This is a genomic window from Streptomyces sp. NPDC048420, from assembly GCF_040651535.1.
Taxonomy (GTDB): Bacteria; Actinomycetota; Actinomycetes; order Streptomycetales; family Streptomycetaceae; genus Streptomyces.
In genome coordinates this window covers 36,588-58,423 of record NZ_JBEZKG010000024.1, presented here as the reverse complement: position 1 = coordinate 58,423, position 21,836 = coordinate 36,588, and the positions used below count along the sequence as shown (strand labels likewise).

At 69.8% G+C, this 21,836-nt stretch carries 15 protein-coding genes, 1 tRNA gene and 3 pseudogenes; 6 read left to right on the top strand and 13 right to left on the bottom strand.

What is annotated here, in order from left to right:
- Positions 1–25: 25 nt before the first annotated feature.
- Positions 26–1,897 carry an FHA domain-containing protein gene (locus tag AB0D34_RS36335; protein ID WP_362669625.1) on the top strand — a complete coding sequence of 624 codons (1,872 nt, stop codon included), beginning with the start codon at positions 26–28 and terminating at the stop codon, positions 1,895–1,897.
- Positions 1,898–1,907: 10 nt separating this feature from the next.
- On the opposite strand, the gene AB0D34_RS36330 is transcribed toward AB0D34_RS36335, so the two are convergent.
- A complete protein-coding gene (locus AB0D34_RS36330; protein WP_362669623.1) occupies positions 1,908–2,894 on the bottom strand; it encodes a methyltransferase domain-containing protein in 987 nt (328 codons plus the stop codon).
- Between the two features lie 68 nt (positions 2,895–2,962).
- Here AB0D34_RS36330 and AB0D34_RS36325 point away from each other — a divergent pair, with 68 nt between their 5' ends.
- On the top strand, positions 2,963–3,376 hold the full coding sequence (locus AB0D34_RS36325; RefSeq protein ID WP_362669621.1) for a globin: 414 nt from the start codon (positions 2,963–2,965) through the stop codon (positions 3,374–3,376).
- Positions 3,377–3,473: 97 nt separating this feature from the next.
- Here AB0D34_RS36325 and AB0D34_RS36320 read toward each other — a convergent pair whose 3' ends face one another.
- The 4 genes and pseudogenes from AB0D34_RS36320 to AB0D34_RS36305 all read right to left on the bottom strand — a co-directional run.
- Positions 3,474–4,142 carry a hypothetical protein gene (locus tag AB0D34_RS36320; RefSeq protein WP_362669619.1) on the bottom strand — a complete coding sequence of 223 codons (669 nt, stop codon included), beginning with the start codon at positions 4,140–4,142 and terminating at the stop codon, positions 3,474–3,476.
- A complete protein-coding gene (locus AB0D34_RS36315) occupies positions 4,139–4,552 on the bottom strand; it encodes a thioesterase family protein (RefSeq protein ID WP_356455099.1) in 414 nt (137 codons plus the stop codon). Before AB0D34_RS36315 ends, AB0D34_RS36320 begins: the two co-directional genes overlap by 4 nt.
- Positions 4,553–4,554: 2 nt before the next feature.
- Positions 4,555–6,219, bottom strand: a complete 1,665-nt coding sequence (gene ettA, locus AB0D34_RS36310; protein WP_362669784.1) for an energy-dependent translational throttle protein EttA — start codon at positions 6,217–6,219, stop codon at positions 4,555–4,557.
- A 156-nt stretch (positions 6,220–6,375) separates the two neighbouring features.
- Positions 6,376–6,667 (bottom strand): annotated as a pseudogene (locus AB0D34_RS36305) (IS5/IS1182 family transposase); the annotation flags it as partial.
- A gap of 734 nt (positions 6,668–7,401) precedes the next feature.
- On the opposite strand from AB0D34_RS36305, the gene AB0D34_RS36300 reads away from it, so the two are divergent.
- Positions 7,402–7,980, top strand: coding sequence for a hypothetical protein (locus AB0D34_RS36300; protein ID WP_362669617.1), 579 nt, complete (start codon positions 7,402–7,404; stop codon positions 7,978–7,980).
- 249 nt (positions 7,981–8,229) lie between these two features.
- Here AB0D34_RS36300 and AB0D34_RS36295 read toward each other — a convergent pair whose 3' ends face one another.
- The 5 genes from AB0D34_RS36295 to AB0D34_RS36275 form a co-directional block, all read right to left on the bottom strand.
- Complete coding sequence (locus tag AB0D34_RS36295) at positions 8,230–8,622, bottom strand: hypothetical protein (protein ID WP_362669615.1); 393 nt, start codon at positions 8,620–8,622, stop codon at positions 8,230–8,232.
- A gap of 33 nt (positions 8,623–8,655) precedes the next feature.
- Entirely contained in the window at positions 8,656–10,068 is a 1,413-nt protein-coding gene (locus tag AB0D34_RS36290; RefSeq protein ID WP_362669613.1) for a TQXA domain-containing protein, read from the bottom strand.
- Positions 10,069–10,355: 287 nt separating this feature from the next.
- On the bottom strand, positions 10,356–10,814 hold the full coding sequence (locus tag AB0D34_RS36285) for a single-stranded DNA-binding protein (RefSeq protein ID WP_362669610.1): 459 nt from the start codon (positions 10,812–10,814) through the stop codon (positions 10,356–10,358).
- A 236-nt stretch (positions 10,815–11,050) separates the two neighbouring features.
- Positions 11,051–13,150 (bottom strand): GTP-binding protein, encoded by a 2,100-nt coding sequence (locus tag AB0D34_RS36280; RefSeq protein WP_362669607.1) that lies wholly within the window; start codon positions 13,148–13,150, stop codon positions 11,051–11,053.
- A gap of 3 nt (positions 13,151–13,153) precedes the next feature.
- Positions 13,154–14,761, bottom strand: a complete 1,608-nt coding sequence (locus AB0D34_RS36275) for a dynamin family protein (RefSeq protein ID WP_362669605.1) — start codon at positions 14,759–14,761, stop codon at positions 13,154–13,156.
- A gap of 322 nt (positions 14,762–15,083) precedes the next feature.
- Here AB0D34_RS36275 and AB0D34_RS36270 point away from each other — a divergent pair.
- Together AB0D34_RS36270 and AB0D34_RS36265 are read left to right on the top strand one after the other, a co-directional pair.
- Positions 15,084–15,156 (top strand) — tRNA-Arg (locus tag AB0D34_RS36270).
- Between the two features lie 215 nt (positions 15,157–15,371).
- Positions 15,372–15,900 (top strand): annotated as a pseudogene (locus tag AB0D34_RS36265) (transposase); the annotation flags it as partial.
- 155 nt (positions 15,901–16,055) lie between these two features.
- Here the strand turns inward: AB0D34_RS36265 and AB0D34_RS36260 are convergent.
- Positions 16,056–16,523 (bottom strand): hypothetical protein, encoded by a 468-nt coding sequence (locus AB0D34_RS36260; protein WP_362669603.1) that lies wholly within the window; start codon positions 16,521–16,523, stop codon positions 16,056–16,058.
- Positions 16,524–17,696: 1,173 nt separating this feature from the next.
- Here AB0D34_RS36260 and AB0D34_RS36255 point away from each other — a divergent pair.
- Positions 17,697–19,262 carry a S8 family serine peptidase gene (locus AB0D34_RS36255; RefSeq protein WP_362669601.1) on the top strand — a complete coding sequence of 522 codons (1,566 nt, stop codon included), beginning with the start codon at positions 17,697–17,699 and terminating at the stop codon, positions 19,260–19,262.
- Between the two features lie 1,399 nt (positions 19,263–20,661).
- On the opposite strand, the gene AB0D34_RS36250 is transcribed toward AB0D34_RS36255, so the two are convergent.
- Positions 20,662–21,306 carry a class F sortase gene (locus AB0D34_RS36250; protein ID WP_362669781.1) on the bottom strand — a complete coding sequence of 215 codons (645 nt, stop codon included), beginning with the start codon at positions 21,304–21,306 and terminating at the stop codon, positions 20,662–20,664.
- 217 nt (positions 21,307–21,523) lie between these two features.
- Positions 21,524–21,836: pseudogene (locus tag AB0D34_RS36245) on the bottom strand (hypothetical protein); the annotation flags it as partial.

Genomic DNA, 21,836 nt, shown 5'->3' with positions numbered 1-21,836 from the left:
TGATCCGAGAGGGGGAAGCGCCGACATGCCGACCTGCCCGAACGGACACCAGTCGGGTTCCGACGACTGGTGCGAGGTCTGCGGTCACCGCATGGCCGGTGCCGTACCTCCGCCCCCTCCGCCGCCGCCCGCACCGGGTGGGGGCGGCTACGGCTTCCCGCCGCCTGGCGGCCCCGGCGGTCCCGGTGGCCAGCCCGGCGGACGTCCGCACCTGTCCGCCGTACCGGACCCCGAGCCGGAGCTCTGCCCGCAGTGCCGTACGCCCCGTGAGGGCGGTGCGCCCTTCTGCGAGGAGTGCCGGTGGAACTTCCTGACGAACACGGCGACCTCGTACACCCCGGCCGCCCCGCGCCCGCCGGCCAGCTCCGGGGGTGCGCCCTCGCACTTCCAGCAGCAGCCCGGGCCTGGCCCGTCCTTCGGCGGCGGCGGTGACTCGTACGAGTACCAGGGCTCACGTCCGTCCCAGGTGAACCGGCCCGCGGAACCGATCCCGTTCGGCTCGGAGCCGTCGGGACGCCCGGGGCCGGGAGGGCCGGGCGGTCCGGGTTCCGGTCCTGGTGGTCCCGGCGGTCCTGGTGGCTTCGGTGGCTCAGGCGGCCCAGGCGGTCAGTCCGGCTTCCCCGGTGATCCGGCACGGCCCGGCGGTCCCGGCGCACCCGGCCCCTCCGGTCCTTCCGGTTTCCCGGGCGACCCCGGGCGTCCCGGCGGCCCCGGCCCCTCCGGCTTCCCCGGTGACCCTTCTCGACCTGGCGGTCCCGGCGGTCCCGGCGGTCCCGGCGGTGGTGGCCAGCAGGGCTTCCCGGGTGACCCCGGCCGTCCCGGCGGCCCCGGCCCCTCCGGTTTCCCCGGTGACCCCTCGCGGCCCGGCGGTCCTGGCGGCGGCCCCGGCGGTCCTGGTGGGCCCGGCGGCTACGGCTACCCGCAACCCGGCTCCACCCAGCCCGGATCTCCCGGCGCCGGTCCCGGTGGGCCAGGCGGCCCGGGTGGCCCCCAGGGCTTCGGCGGCAACCCCACCCAGCCCGGTCCCTCGGGTCCCGGTGGCCCCGGCGCCCCGCAGGGCTTCGGCGGCAGTCCCACCCAGCCCGGCCCGTCCGGCCCCGGCGGCCCGCAGGGCTTCCCCGGTGGCCCCTCCGGTCCCGGCGGAGGTCCTGGCGGCCCCGGCGGCCCCGGTGGTCCGCCGAACTTCGGCGCCGACCCCTCCCGTCCGGTCCCGCCGCCCCCCGGCGGCCCCGGTGGCACGAGCGGCGCCCCGCAGGCATTCCAGGCGCAGGGCGCATCGGCCCCGCCCGCCTTCCCACAGGAGACCGGCCGGCCCCAGCAGGGCGGCCAGTCCTTCGGCGGCGGCGCGGACGACTGGGTCATCTCCCCGCCCGGTTCCACCGCCCCCGGCCGTCCCGGCGGTCCTGGTGGGCCCGGCGGCTACGGCTACCCGCAGCCCGGCTCCACCCAGGCCCCGCCCGGACCGGGCGGCCCGTCCTTCCCGCAGCAGCCCGCGACCTGGACGGCGACGATCGGCCCGGACCGCGAGTACTTCATGGCGATGATGCAGCGCTCCGGCCCCGAGGCCGCGGGTCTGAACCTGCCCGCGTACTCCCCCGAGCAGCAGCGCGCGCTCACCGGCAACCAGGTCACCATCGGCCGCCGTCGGCACTCCACCGGCGACACCCCCGACGTCGACCTGTCGGTTCCCCCGGAGGACCCGGGCGTCTCGCACCAGCACGCGGTACTGGTGCAGCAGCCGGACGGCTCCTGGGCGGTCGTCGACCAGAACTCGACGAACGGCACCACGGTCAACGGCGCCGAGGAGCCGATCACGCCGTTCGTTCCGGTTCCGCTGCAGGACGGCGACCGGGTGCACGTGGGCGCCTGGACGACGATCACGATCCGGCGGGGCTAGGACGGTCGGCTCAGCCCCGGAGGGACCAGGTGTACGGTCCCTCCGGCTGGTCCAGCCACGCCCACTCCCGCTCTCCCTCGACCGTGATGCCGTAACGCTCCCTGCTCGGCTCCCCCTCCCGCTCCCACAGCGCGTACGCCTCCCGCGTCTCCAGGCTGCCGCGGGTCAGGGCCAGCAGGAACCGGAACAGTTCGCTCTCCCGGGCCCTGCGCGGCACCCCGCGCCACTCGACGAACCCCTCCTCGTGCTGCTCGCCGCCGCGCAACGGCACGAAGTAGGCGGGCGTGTGCAGGAACCGCCCCTCCGCATGCCCGGCGTCCCGGACGGTCAGGGCGATCAGGCCGGTGGCGAGCGGGCTCAGGATCCGTGCGCCGGGCCGGCACTGCGCGAGCCAGGCGACCGGGACCGACGACAGGGTGCAGGTGGCGATGATCCGGTCGAAGGGGGCGCGTTCGGGCACCCCGCGCGCGCCGTCACCGGTGACGACCGCGGGGTGGTACCCGGCGGCGGCCAGATGCCCGCGTGCCGCCTCGGTGATCTCCGGCTCCAGGTCGACGGTGGTGACGAGCGAGTCGTCGCCGAGCCGGTGCGCGAGCAGCGCCGCGTTGTAGCCGGTGCCCGCGCCGATCTCCAGGACCCGGTCGCCGTCCCGCACCCGCAGTTCGGCCAGCATCAGCGCCATCAGCGAGGGCTGGCTGCTGGAGGACACCAGCTGCCCGTCGCGCAGCCGGGTGGCCAGCGGGACGTCGGCGTAGGCCCCGCGTATCCAGCGCTGCCGGGCGCGCGGCTCGGGGTTCTCGCCCCACCGCCGCTCGTAGCCGCCCCTGACACCGACGTAGTAGTACGGCACGAACAGGTGCCGTGGCACCGCCTCGAAGGCCTCCCGCCACACCGGGTCCGCCGCCCAGGCCCCGCTCGCGTCGATCTCCCGCACCAGCGCCGCCCGTGCCGAGACGGCGAGGTCGGTCAGGTCCCTGTCGAGAGCGTGTGCGCCCATGTCTCCACTGTGCACCCGGAATGCCGGTGGTCCTAAGCCTTGAGTCCTCGTCCACCCCGTCTGAGACCATGGGTGATGTGAAAGAGATCCGACGCGGCACGCTGCAGACGCAGACCTTCTACGAGCAGGTCGGCGGGGAGGAGACCTTCCGCCGCCTCGTCCACCGTTTCTACGCGGGCGTCGCGGAGGACCCCATACTGCGGCCCATGTACCCCGAGGAGGACCTCGGACCGGCCGAGGAGCGGCTCGTGCTGTTCCTGATCCAGTACTGGGGCGGCCCCACGACGTACAGCGACAACCGCGGCCACCCCCGGCTGCGCATGCGCCACGCCCCCTTCACGGTCGACCGTGCGGCGCACGACGCCTGGTTGAAGCACATGCGGGACGCCGTCGACGAGCTCGGTCTGTCCGAGGAGCACGAGACCCAGCTGTGGAACTACCTGACGTACGCGGCCGCCTCGATGGTGAACACCGCCGACTGACCACGGCTGGCTGAAGGCCGTGGCCGGTGTGGATCGTGCGTTCGGTACGAGCCACAGTGGCCCGCGGCCGGACGACAGCGCCGACCGCGACGGCTGATCAGCGCACGCTGACGCCGAGCGTCCCAAGTCCCCCTTGCCGTACGGCGATCGACCCGAACGGCGTACGCAGCCGCAGCCACGCCCCCGACGAGAAGAGCGCCGACTCCCTGCCTGGCCGCAGGAATCCGAGCGACTGGGCCGCGTGCACGGCCCGGACCGGAAGACCCGTCTCCCCCACGGTCCGGGACCAGATCTCCCGCCCGATCCGGTCGAGTTCGGCCCGCGTACGGCCTTCGGGCCCCAACTCCTCGGTACGGGACCGGAATTCGGCGACCCCGGCGTGGACAAGGGCCCGCAGCGCTTCCGGTTCCGGCAATCCGCTCACCGCGTGCCAGCCGCCGCGCGGCGGCAGCACCCCGGCCCACGGCGGCCCGGTCACGGCCTGCGGCACGACAGCCGTACCCGCCGACTCGTCGACGGACTCCAGCAACTCCCCAGCGGACACGGTGACATCGAGGGTGACGTCCAGTCCGTTCTCGTACGGCTTCGCCAGCCGTACCGCCCGGATCGCCAGCACCTCGAAGGACGGCGGCCGCCCGAAGACGGCGAGCGCGGTGCCGGCGCCCTGGAGGCGTACGGTGGCCGAGCGGTCGTAGTGGAGCAGCCGGGAGAGGAAGGCGGCGAGGTCGGCCGCCTCCGATTCGTCGGCGAGATGGAGCACCGTCATGCGGCGACGGCCTCCTCCTCGTCGTCGTCCCGGTACTCCTCCAGGAACTCGCGTTCCTCCGCGGTGATCCGGCGCGGCCGCTGGGCCGCGAAGTCGAACGGCACTATCACCGTCGAGGCCCGGACATAGACCTCGTCGCCGTCCTTCACCTCGTAGGCGATGGTGAAGGACGCCGCTCGGATCTCGGTGACCCACAGCTCGATGTCCACGGGTGCGTGCCGGTGGACGAGCTGCCGCTTGTAGTCGATCTCATGGCGTGCCACCACGGACCCCTGCTTGAAGTCCTTCTCCGGGCGGAACAGGAAGTCGATACGGGCTTCCTCCAGGTAGCGGAGGAAGACCACGTTGTTGACGTGGCCGTACGCGTCCATGTCCGCCCAGCGCAGCGGGCAGCGGTAGATGTGCCGCAAGATCAGCCCCGGGTCAGCTTCTTGTAGGTGGCGCGGTGCGGACGCGCGGCGTCCGGGCCGAGCCGCTCGATCTTGTTCTTCTCGTAGGACTCGAAGTTGCCCTCGAACCAGAACCACTTGGACTCGCCCTCGTAGGCGAGGATGTGCGTGGCCACCCGGTCCAGGAACCACCGGTCGTGGGAGACGACCACGGCCGCGCCCGGGAACTCCAGCAGGGCGTTCTCCAGGCTGGACAGGGTCTCGACGTCGAGGTCGTTGGTCGGCTCGTCGAGGAGCAGGAGGTTGCCGCCCTGCTTGAGGGTGAGCGCGAGGTTGAGGCGGTTGCGCTCACCGCCGGAGAGGACACCGGCCGGCTTCTGCTGGTCGGGGCCCTTGAACCCGAAGGCCGAGACATACGCACGGCTCGGCATCTCGACCTGACCGACGTTGATGTAGTCGAGCTCGTCGCTGACGACCGCCCAGAGGCTCTTCTTCGGGTCGATGTTCTCGCGGCTCTGGTCGACGTACGAGATCTTGACGGTGTCGCCGACCTTGATCGAACCGGAGTCGGGCGTCTCCAGACCCTGGATCATCTTGAAGAGGGTGGTCTTGCCGGCGCCGTTCGGGCCGATGACCCCGACGATGCCGTTGCGCGGCAGCGTGAAGGAGAGGTCGTCGATCAGCACCTTCTCGCCGAAGGCCTTGGAGAGGTTGTTGACCTCGACGACGATGGAGCCCAGCCGCGGGCCCGGCGGGATCTGGATCTCCTCGAAGTCCAGCTTCCGCATCTTGTCGGCCTCGGCGGCCATCTCCTCGTAGCGGGCCAGACGCGCCTTGGACTTGGCCTGACGGCCCTTGGCGTTGGAGCGGACCCACTCCAGCTCTTCCTTGAGCCGCTTGGCGCGCTTGGCGTCCTTCTGGCCCTCGACCTTCAGACGGGTCGCCTTGGTGTCGAGGTAGGTGGAGTAGTTGCCCTCGTAGGGGTGGGCGCGACCGCGGTCGAGCTCCAGGATCCACTCGGCGACGTTGTCGAGGAAGTACCGGTCGTGGGTGACGGCGACGACGGTGCCGGGGTACTTCGCGAGGTGCTGCTCCAGCCACTGGACGGACTCGGCGTCCAGGTGGTTGGTGGGCTCGTCGAGAAGCAGCAGGTCAGGGGCTTCAAGGAGCAGCTTGCACAGCGCGACGCGGCGGCGCTCACCACCGGAGAGGTTGGTGACGGGCCAGTCGCCGGGCGGGCAGCCCAGGGCGTCCATGGCCTGCTCCAGCTGGGTGTCCAGGTCCCACGCGTTGGCGTGGTCCAGGTCCTCCTGGAGCTTGCCCATCTCGTCCATGAGCGCGTCGGAGTAGTCGGTCGCCATGAGCTCGGCGACCTCGTTGAACCGGTGCAGCTTGCCCATGATCTCGGCGGCGCCGTCCTGCACGTTCTGCAGAACGGTCTTGGACTCGTCGAGCGGCGGCTCCTGCAGCAGCATCCCGACCGTGTAGCCCGGCGACAGGAACGCGTCACCGTTCGACGGCTGCTCCAGCCCCGCCATGATCTTCAGAACGGTGGACTTACCAGCACCGTTCGGCCCGACCACACCGATCTTCGCGCCGGGCAGGAAGCTCAGCGTCACGTCGTCAAGGATCACCTTGTCGCCGTGCGCCTTACGCGTCTTGCGCATGGTGTAGATGTACTCAGCCAAGAGAAACCGTCCGGCAGCTTGAGATCGGCAGTGGGCAGATACACCCCATCTTGCCTGAGGTCCACCCCTTGGTGTTAACCCGAATGATCGGCGGCCGCTGACCTGGGGTTTCGATGTAGACGCGCTCGGCTGGTCTGTCAATAAGGTCTTCCAGTGTTGCCGCTCCAGGGTGAGGACCGCTGCTGCGATTGATGTCATGCGATCCGGGCTGCACCGCGCTCTGCGGAAGATTCGCCAGGACTTCAGCCGGCACTGCCGCCCTAGTCCGGTGCCCGCGCCCTGGACAGCGTCCGGTTCGCCGTCTGTTGGTGAGCGTGAGTTCGCCTCCCGCAGGCCGTCTGTGCGGTGTGGTCACCCTCTCGCCGGCACCGTTGCAGGCGCGGTCGGCCAGGATCGGTACCCATTGGCACTCGCAGATCCTGATGATCCGGTGGGTACGGGCCGTCACCGTGGCGGTCGCACTCGGCCAGGGGTGCCATCCAGCAGGGCGAACCCGGGGTACGCCTCACGCAGAGCGCTGGAAGTAAATAGTATTCCCTACTCAAGGAGATTTGAGAAGACAACCCGCTCGACTCATAAATGCAGAGCCAGACGTCGATGACATTTATTAAGAAATGCTCTCCCCAACGTTCCCCCACGTCAGAGTCACTCATTTGCCGCGCATCTGGAGGAGAGGGAGCGGCGTTATCGAGATATGACGAAAGTAACGACCCACGGCTTGCCTCACCGCGACACAGGGAAGGGTAAACCGCCTGCGACCCGTGATGCGACAGTGAGGAAATATAATGATATGCCTAGTCTGGAATACTCGGCGCATGAGTCGTGTGGCACCCTGCACGGAGACGGCGTGCGGGTGGAACTGCAGGTCACCGAGTCCCTGCTCCGCGATTTCCTCGCACTGTTGGAGTCGGCCCAGGAGGAACTTGATCAGCGGTGGAACGACCAGAGTAAGTCCGGTTGTCACGCGGACCGCTCTTGACGGGGCGGATATCCATGAATCACGACTATGTGGATCCCTCCTTCGTGCGTGAATGGCATTCCGGCGCATCCCCATATGGGTCGGGTGCCGACTGGCACGGCAGTCCTGTCGATGCCCTTTACTCAGGGGCCCCCTCGGCACCCCCGGTCTCGGGCTGGGACCCGGTTGAGGAACTAACCCATCTCCTGCAGGAGGCCGTTTCAGTGGAGCAGGCGGCCGTGGTGCCGCCAACTCGCAGCGAGTCCCCATCCAGCGTCGACTTCACCGACCCGATGGAGGACCTGACGCAGATCACCGCTCAGCTTCCGCCCATCCGACACTCTTCTGTCAGGCATCGAAAGAATCGGGGCGGAAAACTCCGACTCAAGTGTTTGCAGACTGGCAGCTTCGCGATCGTCGCATTCGTTGCCCTCATCGTGGCTATGGTCAGCGTCTTCGGTGGGATGGTGGCATACGAGCCTCTGCAGAACATCTCGTCCGGCGCGAAGAGCGGGATGATCAATCAATGGCCTCTTCTCGTGTACGGCCCCTGGACGGTGGCGGCTCTCTCTATCCTCCGAACTGTCTTGCATCGGCGCCGAGCTCTGCACTCATGGCTCATCGTTCTGCTGTTTTCCTCCGTCGCCGTCATGCTGTGCGTAGCCCAGGCCGACCGGACATTCACCGGTGTCATTGGAGCTGCCCTGCCCGCCGTCGCGTCCCTGGCATGCTTTCATCAACTCGTCCGACAAATCATACTGACAAGGCCCCCACGGCAGGCGTCGCCCCGCCACCGCCAGTAGTGCCACAACCTCATGTGCGCAGGGCACTGCTGAAGGAAAGAACGATGTCTTTGTAGGCGCATCCGGACCTGCCCGGTAATGCGCAACGTCGGAGCCGTGATCTTCGACTGTGTTCCGCCCGAACCTGACGCAATGGAAGCAGCAGGCACAGCCCGTTTCCCCCGGCTCACGCGTACGAGGCCGACCTGCGGGTCCGTGGTTCCGCTCTGCCCACCCGGCACACGAAGCTGGACGCCCGGGCCCGAAAACTCAACGAGGCGTACAGCGCGCTGCATGCGCACGGACCTGGTCGTCAGCCCCACCCCGCACGGCCAGCAGCACGGCGGCGCCCACGGCCACCGCCCCCACCGCACCCGCGGACCGCTTCAAACCGCGCCACGACAGAACCGACCACTTCGACTGCGCCGACAGAAGCGACCCCGTGCTCAGCCAGGAACCCGCCGAGATCAGGGACAGGGCCGAACCGATCGAGCCAACGGACAGGGCGCTGCCGATCGATCCGACCGAGAGCGCCGAGCCCACGGAGCCGATCGACAGGACCGAGCCCACCGAGCCGATCGACAGCACCGAGTCCTGTGACCACAGGGACAGCACCGAGTCCGAGGAGGTGTGACGCGCCGGTGGTGCGGATGGCTTGGTCATGATGCCATTGTGCCCGGCACCGGCGGGCCGCGGTCAGTCCTGTGCCCGGTTCTGCTTCCTGCCGGTGAGGACCAGAGCCGCGCCCCCGATCACGACCAGCGCGATGGCGGTACCGGCGATCAGCGGGGTCGTGGCGGAGCTGCCGGTCTCTGCGAGGTTGACGTCGGTGGTGGGGACGGCCACCGTGGCGGGGCTGGGCTCGCTGAGGGTCTGGGTCGTGGCGTCGCTCTCGCTGCTGCGGGTACGGCAGTCGAGGACGCCGGTGAAGCGCTTGGCGAGACCGTCGGGACCGTTGATCGTGAAGTCGTACGCCTGGTCCTCCTGGAGCGGGACCGTCACCGTGCGGGACTCGCCCGCCGCGATGGCGTACTCCGTGCCCATCAGCTCGAACGCGAACTCCTCGTCGCCCTGGTTGACCGCCTTGATGTCCAGGCCGCCCTCGGTGCAGTTCCGGGCCGCGGACAGGGCCGGCACGGCGCCCTCCTTCGCCCAGGTCGCGCTCGCCGTCGCCGAGACCGTCGACTCGCTGGAACCGGCGAGGATCTGGGTCTGGCTCCGGCTCTCGGAGGCGAACGCACGGCCGACCGGCACGGTGGTCGAGGCCTGCACGGTGAGGTCGGCCGAGCCTGCCGCCGCGTCCTCGGGAACGTCGAAGTAGAGCTCACTGCCGTTGCTCGCGGAGGTCACCGGCCTGCCGTCCTTGCCGACGATCCGCACGCCGCTCGTGGCCGCGTCCGCCGGCGGGGCGACCGTCGCGCCAGCCGCGTTCGTGTGCACCGTCACCGGGCCCAGCAACTCACCGGGATGACCGGAGACCGCGGGCGGGTCGAGCGTCAGCGACGCCGCCGGCTCCACGACGTCACGGGCACTCTTCTCAAGGTAGTTCGCGAGTTTCTCGGCCTGCGGGTCGACGGCGTCGACGTCGGCGGCGTCCGAGTAGCGCCAGATCGCCACCTGGGTGCCGGCCGCCGCGTCCTGCTCGGTCAGGCCCGAGGCGATACCGGCCTTGGCGGCGAGCGCCGCGAGATCGTTGACCTGGGGGTAGGAGTTCTGCAGGATCCAACGGATCTTGCCCGCCCCCTTGTTGGCGCCCAGCGAGGTGCCGCTCCAGTCGGTCTCGTGGTACTTGGCGTCCTTCTGCGTGGGGTTGTAGAGGTCGACGCAGTACGTCTGGAGGGTTCCGCCGCCCTCGACGGACATCTCGAACAGCCCGGCCGGCACCTGGAGATCACCGTCGGTGTCGTGTATCACCGCGTCGCCGAAGGTCTTCAGGCCCACTATGGTGGCGGTCGCCCCGCTCTGGTTCTGCGCCGCCTCGTCCGCTGACGCCGTGTCGGCGACGGCCACCGTCGCACCGGCGGCGAGCAGGCCGGAGATGAACGTGACGACCGCGAGGCGAGCCGCCCCCCGTCCGCGCACGGACAGCGCAGAGAACGCAGAAAACACGGAATTCCCCTCCGAACAGGACCCGTTGACGAGCGGGGTGGCGGTCCCACCAGCAGAATCAGTAACCCCGGGAGCTGTGTTCGGCATCCTAGGGACGCGGCCGCCCCCTCTTCCCGGGGATGCGGTCGGAAGATCGATCCGACTCGGAATCGTTATCGCCAAGGCGCCTTTCACTCGCAGGGCTTATCGACAAATCGACCGGAGGGATCCGGAATGCATTCACCGATAAGCCGCACTTCGGTCGGAGCCGGCGCGCGCCATCGGCCGGCGCGCGCCATCGGCCGACGTCACGTCACCGCGACGGGCTCCTGGTCCGCAGTCTCACTCGGCGGTGTCTCCCAGGCCGGTTCGGGTTGCGCGGACGGCCCCGCGACGCCGTTCTCCGGCCGCTGTGTGCGCCGGAAGGCCGAGGTGCCCCGCGCGAGGTCGTGGCCGATCGCCACCGCGTCGATGTCGGCCGAGGTCCAGGCCGACTGCCCCTCGCGCATTTCCGATCGCACCTTCAACCGGCCCTGGACGACCACCGGATCACCCACGTTGATCGACCCCGACACGTTCGTGGCGAGCTGGCGATTGGCCCACACCGTGAAGAAGTTGGTGTGCCCGTCCGTCCATTCGTTCTTCTCGCGGTCCAGATAGCGCGCCGTCGCCGCCAGCCGGAACCGCACCGACGCGCCCGTCGCCAGCTCCCGGTACACCGGTTGTGTCGCCACGTTGCCCACCGCACAGATCATCGTCTCGTTCATCGCTGGGATCCCCTCCCGGACATGCGTACGGGCCCGTCCCGTACGGTTGCTGTTGTCTGCGTGCCGACCACGTCACCGCGATCGCCGCGAAGCCAGACTGCCTCCGCCGGGCCAAGCCCGCTGGGACCTGTGGACCGTCCACGGGTTGTGGAGAACTCCGCCACCCGAACGAGGGATCCGGTCCACAGGAACACCCGCCCCCCCGCCGTCGTCCGCGCCCCCCGCCGTCACACCGCTCACCCCACTCCGACGACCCTCCCGTACTGCTCCCGGACCTCCCGGTAGCGCAGCAGCTCCGCCGCCACCGGATCCAGCACCCGCGCCCGCCCGCACCCGGCCGCCGCCTCCCGCAGCCGCCGTTCCGCCTCCACGCCGTACCGCCGCGCGGGCCCCCGTGCCGCCATCCGGCAGCTCCACTCGACGAGCGGGCCGCCGATAATGCCGGCCACCATCAGCAGCACCGGAACCCCCAGGTTCGGCGCCATGACCCCGACGATCTGACCCATCAGCCAGAGCCCGCCGACGATCTGAAGGAGCGTCATGGACGCCTGTGCCAGCACGGCCGCCGGCCACCAGCCCGGACGCGGCGGACGGCCCGGTGGCAGCCCGGCCCGGGCCGTCAGCTCGTCCAGCGCCTCGGGCAGCCCCTGGGAGCCGCGTACGGCCGCCTCGCGCACCGCCTGCGCCCACGGCGCGGGCAGTCCCGCCGAGGCCCGGTCGGCGAGCGTCCGTACGGCCTGCTCCACACGCTGGCGCGCGGTCGCCTCCTCGTCGGGCTGGGCCCGCAACGGCAGCCGTCCCGTGGGAGGTTCACACCGGTCCTCGTACCAGCGCCACAGCCGCAGCCAGGGCGTCCCACACGCACGGTTGGCGTTGCGCAGCCACACGCGTTCGGCCGCCTCGCCCGCCGCCGTGGCGCCCACCGCGTCCGCGAGCCGGGCGGCGAAGTCGTCGCGCGCGTCCTCGCTCAGCCCGGTGCGCCTGCCCGTGGCGTAGACGGGCCGAAGCCGCCACGCCGCCGCGTCCACGTCGGCCGCGATCCGCCGCGCGGGAGCCCCGCGCTCCGCCACGAACTGGCCGAGCGCCTCCCGCAGTTCACCGATGCCGTCCCCGGTGAGCGCGGACAGGGCGAGCACGGTCACGCCCGGTTCGCCGTACTCCCCGAGGGCGATCCCGTCCTCGTCGAGCAGCCGCCGCAGATCGTCGAGGACCTGCTCGGCGGCCTCCCCGGGCAACCGGTCGATCTGGTTGAGGACGACGAACATGACCTCCGCGTGGCCCGCCATGGGCCGCAGATAGCGCTCGTGCAGGATCGCGTCGGCGTACTTCTCGGGGTCGACGACCCAGATGACGGCGTCGACGAGCGCCAGGATCCGGTCCACGTGCTCGCGGTGCTGGACGGCGGCCGAGTCATGGTCGGGCAGATCGACCAGGACGAGCCCGCGCAACTGGGCCTCCAACTCGGCACTCTGCAGCGGACGCCGCCGCAGCCGGGGCGGGATGCCGAGCCGCTCGATGAGACTCGCCGAGCCGTCGCTCCAACTGCACGCGATCGGCGCGGCGGTGGTGGGCCGGCGTACGCCGGTCTCCGAGATGGCCACTCCGGCGAGCGAGTTGAACAGCTGCGACTTGCCGCTGCCGGTCGCGCCCGCGATGGCGACGACAGTGTGCTGTCCGGAGAGCCTGCGTCGGGCGGCCGCCTCGTCCAGGACCTGTCCGGCCTCGGCGAGCGTCCGACTGTCGAGCCGGGTCCGCGAGAGCCCGATCAGCTCCCGCAGCGCGTCCAGACGGGAGCGCAGAGGGCCGTCGTACGCAAGCGGGACGGTGGACGGTGCGTTGTGCCCACGGACCTCCACGACGGCGGCCTGCTCGGTCTCCGCGGTGACGCGCCGCGCGATCAGCCCGTCGTCCCAGGCGCCCGCGGAGTCGGCGTCACCGGGGCCCTCGGCGTCGCCCGACCCCTGGGAGCCCCCATCGGCCTCCTCACGCGCGTGAGCGGCCTCCATACGCCCGCGCCCCGCCTCCGCACGCGCGTGCCCGGCCTCGACACGCGAACGCTCCGCCTCCTCGCGCGTGCGACCCGAGTCCGCCTGAGCACTGCCCCCGTCCACGCGCGCGTGACCATCCTTCTCACGCATTCGGCCACCCTCCCCACGCGCGTCCCCGGCGGCCTCCCGCCCGTCACCGACCTCCACGCGCGCGCGCTCGCCCTCGCCCCCCGACTCCACCTCGTCCTCCGGCAAAGGCACCTCGACCATCCCCTCCCTCGCCCTCGAGTCCCCTGATACGGCGTCCTCCGCCTGCTCCGTGTGGTCCTGATCCGTGACGGCGGTCATCGGTCACCTCTCCTTCTGCAGTACGGACAGCGCGGCGATGAGTTCGGCCTGGGGTTCGGGGTGTACGTCGAGTGCGTCGAGCGGGGCGAGCCGACGCTCGCGTTCGGTGTGCACGACCTTGTCGAGGTGCTCGGTGAGCAGCCGTCCCGCCCGGTCGCGCAGCCGCAGGGCGCCATGGGCTCCAATCCGCTCGGCGAGCCCCTCTCCGGCGACCCGCGCCCGGCGTCCGCCCAGCAGCGCGGTTGCGACGAGGGCGGCGACCGTCTCGGGATCCGGCGTTGCCCCGCGGTCGAGGTCGCGGACCTCCTCCTCTGCGTACTCCTCCAACTCCCGCCGCCAGCGCCGTACGGCCATCCCGATCCGCTGCTCGGCGCTCTCCAGAGTCGGATCGCGGTCAGTCAGTTCCGGCGCCCTCGCGGCCGGTTCACGCCGCCAGGCCTCGTTGACACGCTCGTCTGCGGCGGTGACCGCGCACAGCAGGAGGGCACCCAGGCTCTCCACAAGGGCGTCCAGGAGCTCTACGGCGGTGCAGTCGAGGGGGAAGGCCCGCCAGCGCTTGAGGGCGTCGCCGGCGAGCACCGCACCGGCCTTCAGCCGCCCCCGCACGCGCGCGTACTCGCTGTCGTACGCCCCCTCGACGGCTACGGTGAGCCGCTGCGCGGCCGCGTACTGGGCAGCGGCCGCGCTGGCCAGCTCGGGCATCCGGGACTTGAGGGAGGCAAGGACGCCGTGGGCCGTACGGGCGACGGTGTGCTGCCGGGCCGCGGGGTCCTGCACCTGGTGCACGAGCCAGGTCCGCAGCGGCGCCACCGCGGTGACCGGCAGCAGTCCCCCGCCCCAGGCCGACTCGGGCAGCTCGGGCACCGTGAACCGGGGCACCTCGCCGAGGCCGGCCTTGGTGAGCAAGGCGCCGTACTGCCTCGAGACCTCGGAGACGACCTGGTGCGGCACCCGGTCGAGGACGGTCACGAGCATGGCGTCGTACTCCTTGGCGGTGCGCAGGAGGTGCCAGGGGACGGCGTCGGCGTAGCGGGCGGCCGTGGTCACCATGATCCAGACGTCGGCCGCGCAGATCAGCTCGGCGGCGAGGACGCGGTTGTCGGCGACCAGGGAGTCGACATCGGGTGCGTCCAGGAGCGCGAGGCCCGGCGGGAGGGTGTCGGCGGTCTCGATGCGCAGCACGCGCGCGGGGTTCTCGCCGGGCAGCAGGAGTTCGTCCCCCGGCTCCTGGTGCGGTACCCACACGCGTGTGAGGTCGGGCAGTATGCGCATACCACTGAACCAGTGTTGGTCCTCCGGATGACAGACCAGCACCGGTGTCCGCGTGGTCGGCCGCAGCACGCCCGCCTCGCTCACCCGCCGCCCCACAAGGGAGTTGACGAGGGTCGACTTACCGGCCCCGGTGGAACCCCCCACCACGGCCAGCAGTGGCGCTTCCGGGTCCCTCAACCGGGGCACCAGATAGTCGTCCAGCTGGGCGAGCAGTTCGTCGCGGTTGGCGCGCGCGCGTGGGGCCCCCGCCAGGGGCAGCGGGAAGCGTGCGGCGGCGACACGGTCGCGCAGGGCGGAGAGTGCGTCGAGCAGCTGAGGCCGTACGTCCAAGGTCACCACATGCGAAGAATGCCCAATTTTAGGGGAATTCTGAAGCATATGAGTATGTCTGCGCGCCGACCGGACACAAGGGATGCAAGGGATGACTGGGACGCAGGCACAGTCCAGGCATAACGAGTGCACAACACCCGGTGCGCGAGGCGCCAAAAGCGATGCACGATTCGTACCTGCCTGCGATTATCAGGACCGCTTCACCGAACCTCCACATCGAGCCACGGAGGCGAAGCAACAGGGACAAGGTCGTGGGAGCCCTATCCTTGTCCCCGGCAACGTCACGGAACGGCCCACACCCGGGCACCCACGACAGAGGCCACCACACCCGGCCCCCGTAGCTCAGTGGATAGAGCAGGCGCCTTCTAAGCGCTTGGCCGCAGGTTCGAGTCCTGCCGGGGGCGCCTTAGCCCTTTGACCTGCATCTTCGGGTCATCAGAGCGTCATGCGCGAGTGGACCAACGTCCACCGGACACTGGAGAAGTTGCCTGGTTCTCGTGGTTCTTCTCTAGCGCATGACTCCCCAGGGTGTGATCGGAAACGCGAACAGTTCCTCTGACCTGCACCGATACGACTTGTCTAGGGTCCAGGTCGTCGCGTGGAGGGAAGCACGCCCAAGGTGAGCCAGCGCATTGGGTCCTGCCCGTCTGTCCGCTTCGCGGACAGGGGCCGGGCGGTGGTCTCGCAGGCCGGAGGGGTGCCGCTGGTTGAGACTGCCCGCAAGACCGGCCTGGATACCGCGATATCAGCGGCGCTCGCGTCGTGTCACCGGCCCCGGACGGTGCACGATCCGGGCAAGATCCGCCTGGGTGTGGCTCCCGCGATCGCGCTGGGCAGGGACTGCCTGGCCGATGCAGGAATGCTGCGGGCCGAGCCGGCCATGTTCGGGCCGGTGGCCTCCGTACCGCGGTCTCCCGGCTGATCGACACCCTCGCCGCGGCCGGAGACAAGGCTCTGCCCGCGATCCGCTCGGCGCGGGCCGAAGTGCGCGAGTACGTCTGGCCGTTGGCAGGGATGCGGCGCCGGACACGGGCGGTCAAGTGATCGTGGACCTGGACGGGGTGTTGGCCCTGGCCCACTCCGACAAGCAGGACACGTCCGCGACCAGGAAGAAAGCCTTCGGACATCACACGCTGACGGATTTCGTCGCACGTCCGCATCCAGCCCCTTCCGCCGGACGGTCCACACAGCTCCGCGCTGCCGCGTGACAACTGCTCACGGTGCTTGCGCGGAGACGCTTCCCGCGGCTGCTGCGAGATCGATTCCAGAGGTTAGGCGCAGCCTGTCTCGGGCTCCACCACGCTTAGCTCACGATCACGGGCTCCAGGACGGCGAGCGTGCTGGTCGCCTCCCGCAGGGCACCTTCGAGTGTGTTCGGGGCGTGCAGGACACCGGTGCCGTCGGGCGCAATGATCCACCCCAGACGGCCGGCGGTCCGATACGGGGGTGGCGCTGCCACCCACGTCCCCCAGCCCGCATAGCGGACCCCCGCCCCGACCCATTCACGGTCCGGATCAGGCGGCAGGAAGAAGCCCAGCCTGCGAGCAGCGCAGTCCACCAGCACGGGTCCGGGCACTTCCAGTGGGCGGCGGCAGAGGATGTCCAGAGCAAGCAGGCCCAGGTAGTGGGGGACGCTGAGCACGTCCCAAAACCGTCCGGCCTGCAACAACACGGGGCCTGTGCTCTCCTCCCATTCCCGCTTGCACTCCCGCGGGTCCATAGCCGCCGCGGCAAGCCACTCGATGGACTGGTTCCACTCGGCGTTGTGCATCTTCCACTCCAGACATCTCGGTCCGCAGGAACGGGCGCGCGCAAACAAGCGGTCCTACGGACACCGCGCCACTGACCGGCCTCTTCATGCTGATGGATATCTCTGCAGGCCAGAAGGGGTGGCGCAGCCTGGCGTTTACGACCAGTTCGTTCGAAGACCACGTGGCCGTTCGCTTCCGGACCCGTATCGGACCTCCGGAGGCGCCATGCGCGAACTGTCGTGCTTCCGAGGCGAGTTCTACTCCTGCCTGACCAAGCGCTCGGATGCACCGCTCGACTCCGGACGATAACGCCGCCACAGTCACCCTCGGCAGGTCCGCGAGCCCATCGAGCGACTGATGGAGGCGGGCCAGCGGAAATGCGGCGACCCAGACCTGCTGATCGTCGTAACGCCGGATATGACGTGCCTGGCGCCGTCCGCCCACTCGGCGGCAGGTTCGTCTTCGATGACGGCTACTTGGAAGACCCCCGACACCGCGACCGCGCCCCGTCTGTACGGCGCTGCTACCGCCCAGACCCCGGGACCGGTTCCACCCCCGTCTGCCCCACCGCTCGGCGCCGACCACCCGGCTGGGTGGGGCCGCAATCATCGAGGGCACCCCGATCCGCCTGGTCGACCGTCTCCCCACCATGGCCGCGCCAAGGCCGGTGCGGCTGTGGTGGTCGGGCAACCGATGCCACCGCCACCCGGGTCGACCTGCTCTGGGAGCGCTTCCTGCGACGGTTCGACATGGAGCACACCTTCCGGCTGCAGCACGCCTCAAGGGTCGAGAAGGGGGCGGGCGCGCCCACGACCCCAACCCGGTTCACCACCCGCGACGGTGCTCCGCCTCGGCCCGAGACGGCCCTGCATCCGACTGCCCACGCGTTGGGCAACAAGGGCTACAGCGCGGAGGGTCATCCGCAGTTGACTTCGGCCGCAGAGCATCAGCCTGGCCCTGCCGTCTGGCGACGTGGCGTCATGAGCTCCCGGGTTGACCATTCCCGTGACTGAAAGTCTCGACAATTCCGGTCATAAAGGGAGAAAAGTTGACCGTCTAGTGACGGTGTGTCATGATCGCCGCGCAGCATCCACTCCGTGCCTTTCGCGTGTGCACCGCGGCAGTTCCCGCACGCTCGCACGATCCGCCACGGGCACCCCACCAAGCGCCTCACCGACGAAGAGGATCCCCATATGGCAGTGATGCGCCAGGCACTGCGAAGACTGCCCGAAATCGCCGCGGCATCCGTGGTCGTCGGCCTTGTCTCCGTCCTCCCCGCACACGCGACGCCGGGCCGCGATGGGCGGATCCAGCACGCGGATACGGTGGACGCCGTTGCCGACAGCTACATCGTCAGCTTCAAGTCCGATACCGTAAAGGCCAGTTCCGACGATGGTCGGGCCCTGGCCGAGAAGTACGGTGCCACCATCACGAACTCCTACGTGAAGGCGCTCAACGGGTACGCCGTTCAGGTCAGCGAGACCAACGCGAAGCGATTCGCCGCCGATCCGGCCGTCGACTTCGTCACCCAGAACCACACCCTCCGCATCGATTCGACCCAGACCAACCCACCCTCCTGGGGCCTGGACCGCGTCGACCAGAAGACCCTGCCGCTGAACACCAAATACGGCTACCCGGACTCGGCCGGCCAGGGTGTGACGACGTACGTCATCGACACCGGCGTACGCATCACGCACAGCGATTTCGGCGGCCGTGCCTCGTACGGTTACGACTTCGTCGACAACGACCCCGTGGCACAGGACGGCCACGGCCACGGCACGCATGTGGCGGGCACGGTCGCCGGCACCGCGTACGGCGTGGCCAAGAAGGCGAAGATCGTCGCCGTCCGTGTCCTGAACAATGCCGGATCGGGGACCACGGCCCAAGTGATCGCGGGCCTCGACTGGGTGGCTACGCACCACAGCGGCCCGTCCGTGGCCAACATGTCACTCGGCGGCGGTCCCGACACCGCGCTCGACACAGCGGTGCGCAACACCATCGCCTCTGGGGTCACGTTCGCGGTCGCCGCAGGCAACAGCAACTCCGACGCCTCCAACTTCTCTCCCGCCCGAGTGAGTGAAGCGATCACGGTCGGTGCCACTACGTCCAGCGACCTGCGGGCCAGTTACTCCAACTACGGCTCCGTGCTGGACCTCTTCGCGCCGGGCTCCTCGATCAGATCCGCGTGGAACACCAGCGACACGGCCACAGCCACGCTGTCCGGCACATCGATGGCGACGCCCCACGTGGCGGGGGCTGCGGCCCTCTACCTGGCGGGCCACGCCACCGCCACGCCCGCGCAGGTCGCCTCAGCGCTGACGACCGCCGCTTCCAACGGCGTCGTCTCCGACCCAGGTCCCGGTTCGCCCAACCGGCTCCTCAACGTCCTCGGCAGCCCGTCGGCGCCTCCCTCCGGGCCGCGCTTCGTGAACACCACGGACTACCCGATCCGGGACTTCACCACCGTGGAGTCACCGATCACGGTCACCGGGGTCCCTGGCAACGCGCCCTCGGCCCTCCGCGCGGAGGTGCACATCCAGCACACCTACATCGGTGACCTTCAGGTCCAACTGATCGCGCCGGACGGGTCGGCGTACCTGCTCAAGCCGTACGGTTTCGGCGGCAGCGCGGACAACATCGATACCACGTACACCGTGAACGCCTCGTCTGAGACGGCGACCGGCCTGTGGAAGCTGAGGGTCAGCGACAGCGCGATTGTCGACACGGGCAAGATCGACTCCTGGGCTCTGCAGTTCTGATCACACGTCCTCGTCCTCGCGGTACGGCTTCGGGTCACTGCCCAGCCGCCGCGAGGATCAGGCATGAGGTGCATGCATCGCGAGGAAGGCCAAGGGATGGGTCGAATCTGGCGCTGACGGCGGTCGGGACACAGCGGAAGTCGGGCGCGCGGTAGGGGTACCGCGCGCCGGAGGGCGGCGGTGTACGGCCTTCCTCCCTCGTTGCCCATGGGCCCGGGCGCCCTGGTGAACCGTCCTTCGCACTGGGCAGAGTCCCCTCGGTTCGAGCGCCCCAGCTGCCGCACCAGTACGTCCAACAGGCCACTCGCCGGGTCGGTTCGGCTTTTGCTCGCCGCGGGTGCGGCGCGAAGGACCCGGCTGTGCTCACCCTGGACCGTCTCCTTCCGTTCCATCCTGACGTGCCGTCATCCCAGCGTCGTTCGCTCCGGCGGCCAACGGACAGGTAGTCGGTCCTGGCGGCAGAGGTCCGTTGAACCGGCTGCTACCTGGGCCGGACCGCGCCCCGGGTGGAACCAGTGCATGGCCGCCTGCTCCAGCGCTCTGGGGCGCGCCTATATCACCGACCCGCACAACCCCTGGCAATGCAGCGCCAACGAGACCCCCAACGGACTGTTCCGCCAGCACTCCCCCAAGGGCACCGACCTGTCACAACGAGGCGGGTGAGCTCGGGGCCGTTCCTCTCCCTCTCAACAACGGCTCAGTCCAGGCAATACAAGTCGATCGGCTCACAACACGCCTGGTCAGAGCAGGATTCCAGGCATCCATGGGCTCGTCGGTGACTCCTTCGACAATGCCCTGGCAGAGAACCTGTGGATGCTGGTCAGGACAGAGTGCGTCCGCGGCCGCGTCTTCACAACCAGAGACGAGGCGAATTCGCACTCTTCGAATACATCGACGGCTTCCATAACCCCCGCCGCATCCAATAGCGACTCGGCTACCTCAGCCCCATCGAGTTCGAGGAGAAGCACTACGCCGGACCAGGCAGCGGCTACACCAGTGAACCTGAAACCACGTCAACCCGCCCTGACCAGTTGGTCAGCCCTTATCGCGCAGCGGGGAATCCTCACTTCGCGTCCCGTTCGAGATTCCTCGCCCAGCACGGTGGCCAGCAGGCGTGCGGCCCGGTCCACCTCTTGCCCCAGGACCCGGCCCCCACCGCGGCGAGCGGCGCCCCCTCACGGACCCTCGAATCGATGAGGGCTCCCGCTCGGCCGCGTCCCACCAGTCGACGGCCGGCCTGGCCGCGTCCCTCCAGTCGATGGCCGGCCTGGCCGCGTCCCTCCAGTCGATGGCCGGCCTGGCGCGCTGGTGCAAGCGCCCCGCTGGGCGAGCAGAGACCGCAGTTGGGTCCGCAGCACGTGCTCGGCCGCCCGCAGCAGACCGTGTACGACCGACCGAATCAGCGTGATGTCCGGGGGGCTCGCGATGGTGCGGCCTTCATACCTCCGGCTTGCCCGACCGGGTCGAGGTGGGCGAACACGACCAGGTTGGCCTCGTAGTCGTGGGTAACGTGGTTGTACGCGCCGTCGCACGTGATCAGGCGCAGCTGGGGGGAGCGTGTGTCGGCGTAGACCAGGTGGTCAGGAAACCGGTCCTTGCTGAAGGTGTTGAGTGAGTCGACCTTGAAACGCGCGACGGTGTCGTCTGCGCGGGTGACGTACACCATGCTTCCGGGCTTGAGTTGCCGGAGTTGCGCGAACACGGCCGGGCCGGTCTTGGTGTCGACATGCCCTACGACAATCGACGAACCGCGCTCGCCGGGCGAAACCCCGCCCTCGAACCAGCCCACGAGGTTGGCCTCGCCTGCGGGCGGTGCGTTGAGCTGTCCGGACGCGCCGATGGACAGCCTGGTGAACGGCGCGTCCACGGCGATCTCCGGAATCGAGAGCCGCTCTGGCATCGCGCGTGGCAGAGCCTGATCGGCAGCAGCTGCGGCCGCCGAAGGAGGTGTCGCGTGGGTGACCGCCGCCGGTCGAGTGTACGGCTTGTGATCATCTACAGGGCCCGTCAGGGAGTTGTGCAGGAGCAGAACGCCCACTCCCATTGCTGCGGCGGGCCAGAGGAGAGCGCGCCGGGAGGTGGAGAATGCGGACTTGGACCTGCGCGTGTCCGGTCCTGGTGTCTGCGGGGCGGGCATGACCGTGCCTTTCGTGAACAGGGTGGCGGTGAGGTGAGGCATGCGGACCGTCAACTCATGGTCGCCGTCACCCTTGGAGGATGACGGCGACCATGACACTGGAGAGCTGGCGACAGGAACCTGTTTAGGCAGCGGCACCTGCCGCCTGGCGGCGACGCAGCATGTACGCGCCGACACCGAGACCGCCGAGCAACAGTGCGGAACCCGCGGTCATGCTCCTCCCGGTCTGCGCCAGACCGCCGCCGCCGGCGTGCACCCCACCGTGCGGCTTGTGCTCGCCGTGACCCTCCTCCTTCTCCTTCGACCAGCCGTCCTCGCCACCGTCCTGGGCAACCCTCATGGCCAGACCGCCGCCGCCGGCGTGCACCCCACCGTGCGGCTTGTGCTCGCCGTGACCCTCCTCCTTCTCCTTCGACCAGCCGTCCTCGCCACCGTCC

Excerpts from the sequence above, each read along its gene's own strand:
- AB0D34_RS36335 (WP_362669625.1), top strand. The coding sequence starts at position 26 with ATGCCGACCTGCCCGAACGGACACCAGTCGGGTTCCGACGACTGGTGC.
- AB0D34_RS36330 (WP_362669623.1), bottom strand. The coding sequence starts at position 2,894 with ATGGGCGCACACGCTCTCGACAGGGACCTGACCGACCTCGCCGTCTCG.
- AB0D34_RS36325 (WP_362669621.1), top strand. The coding sequence starts at position 2,963 with ATGGGTGATGTGAAAGAGATCCGACGCGGCACGCTGCAGACGCAGACC.
- AB0D34_RS36320 (WP_362669619.1), bottom strand. The coding sequence starts at position 4,142 with ATGACGGTGCTCCATCTCGCCGACGAATCGGAGGCGGCCGACCTCGCC.
- AB0D34_RS36295 (WP_362669615.1), bottom strand. The coding sequence starts at position 8,622 with ATGACCAAGCCATCCGCACCACCGGCGCGTCACACCTCCTCGGACTCG.
- AB0D34_RS36285 (WP_362669610.1), bottom strand. The coding sequence starts at position 10,814 with ATGAACGAGACGATGATCTGTGCGGTGGGCAACGTGGCGACACAACCG.
- AB0D34_RS36280 (WP_362669607.1), bottom strand. The coding sequence starts at position 13,150 with ATGACCGCCGTCACGGATCAGGACCACACGGAGCAGGCGGAGGACGCC.
- AB0D34_RS36260 (WP_362669603.1), bottom strand. The coding sequence starts at position 16,523 with ATGCACAACGCCGAGTGGAACCAGTCCATCGAGTGGCTTGCCGCGGCG.
- AB0D34_RS36255 (WP_362669601.1), top strand. The coding sequence starts at position 17,697 with ATGGCAGTGATGCGCCAGGCACTGCGAAGACTGCCCGAAATCGCCGCG.
- AB0D34_RS36250 (WP_362669781.1), bottom strand. The coding sequence starts at position 21,306 with ATGGGAGTGGGCGTTCTGCTCCTGCACAACTCCCTGACGGGCCCTGTA.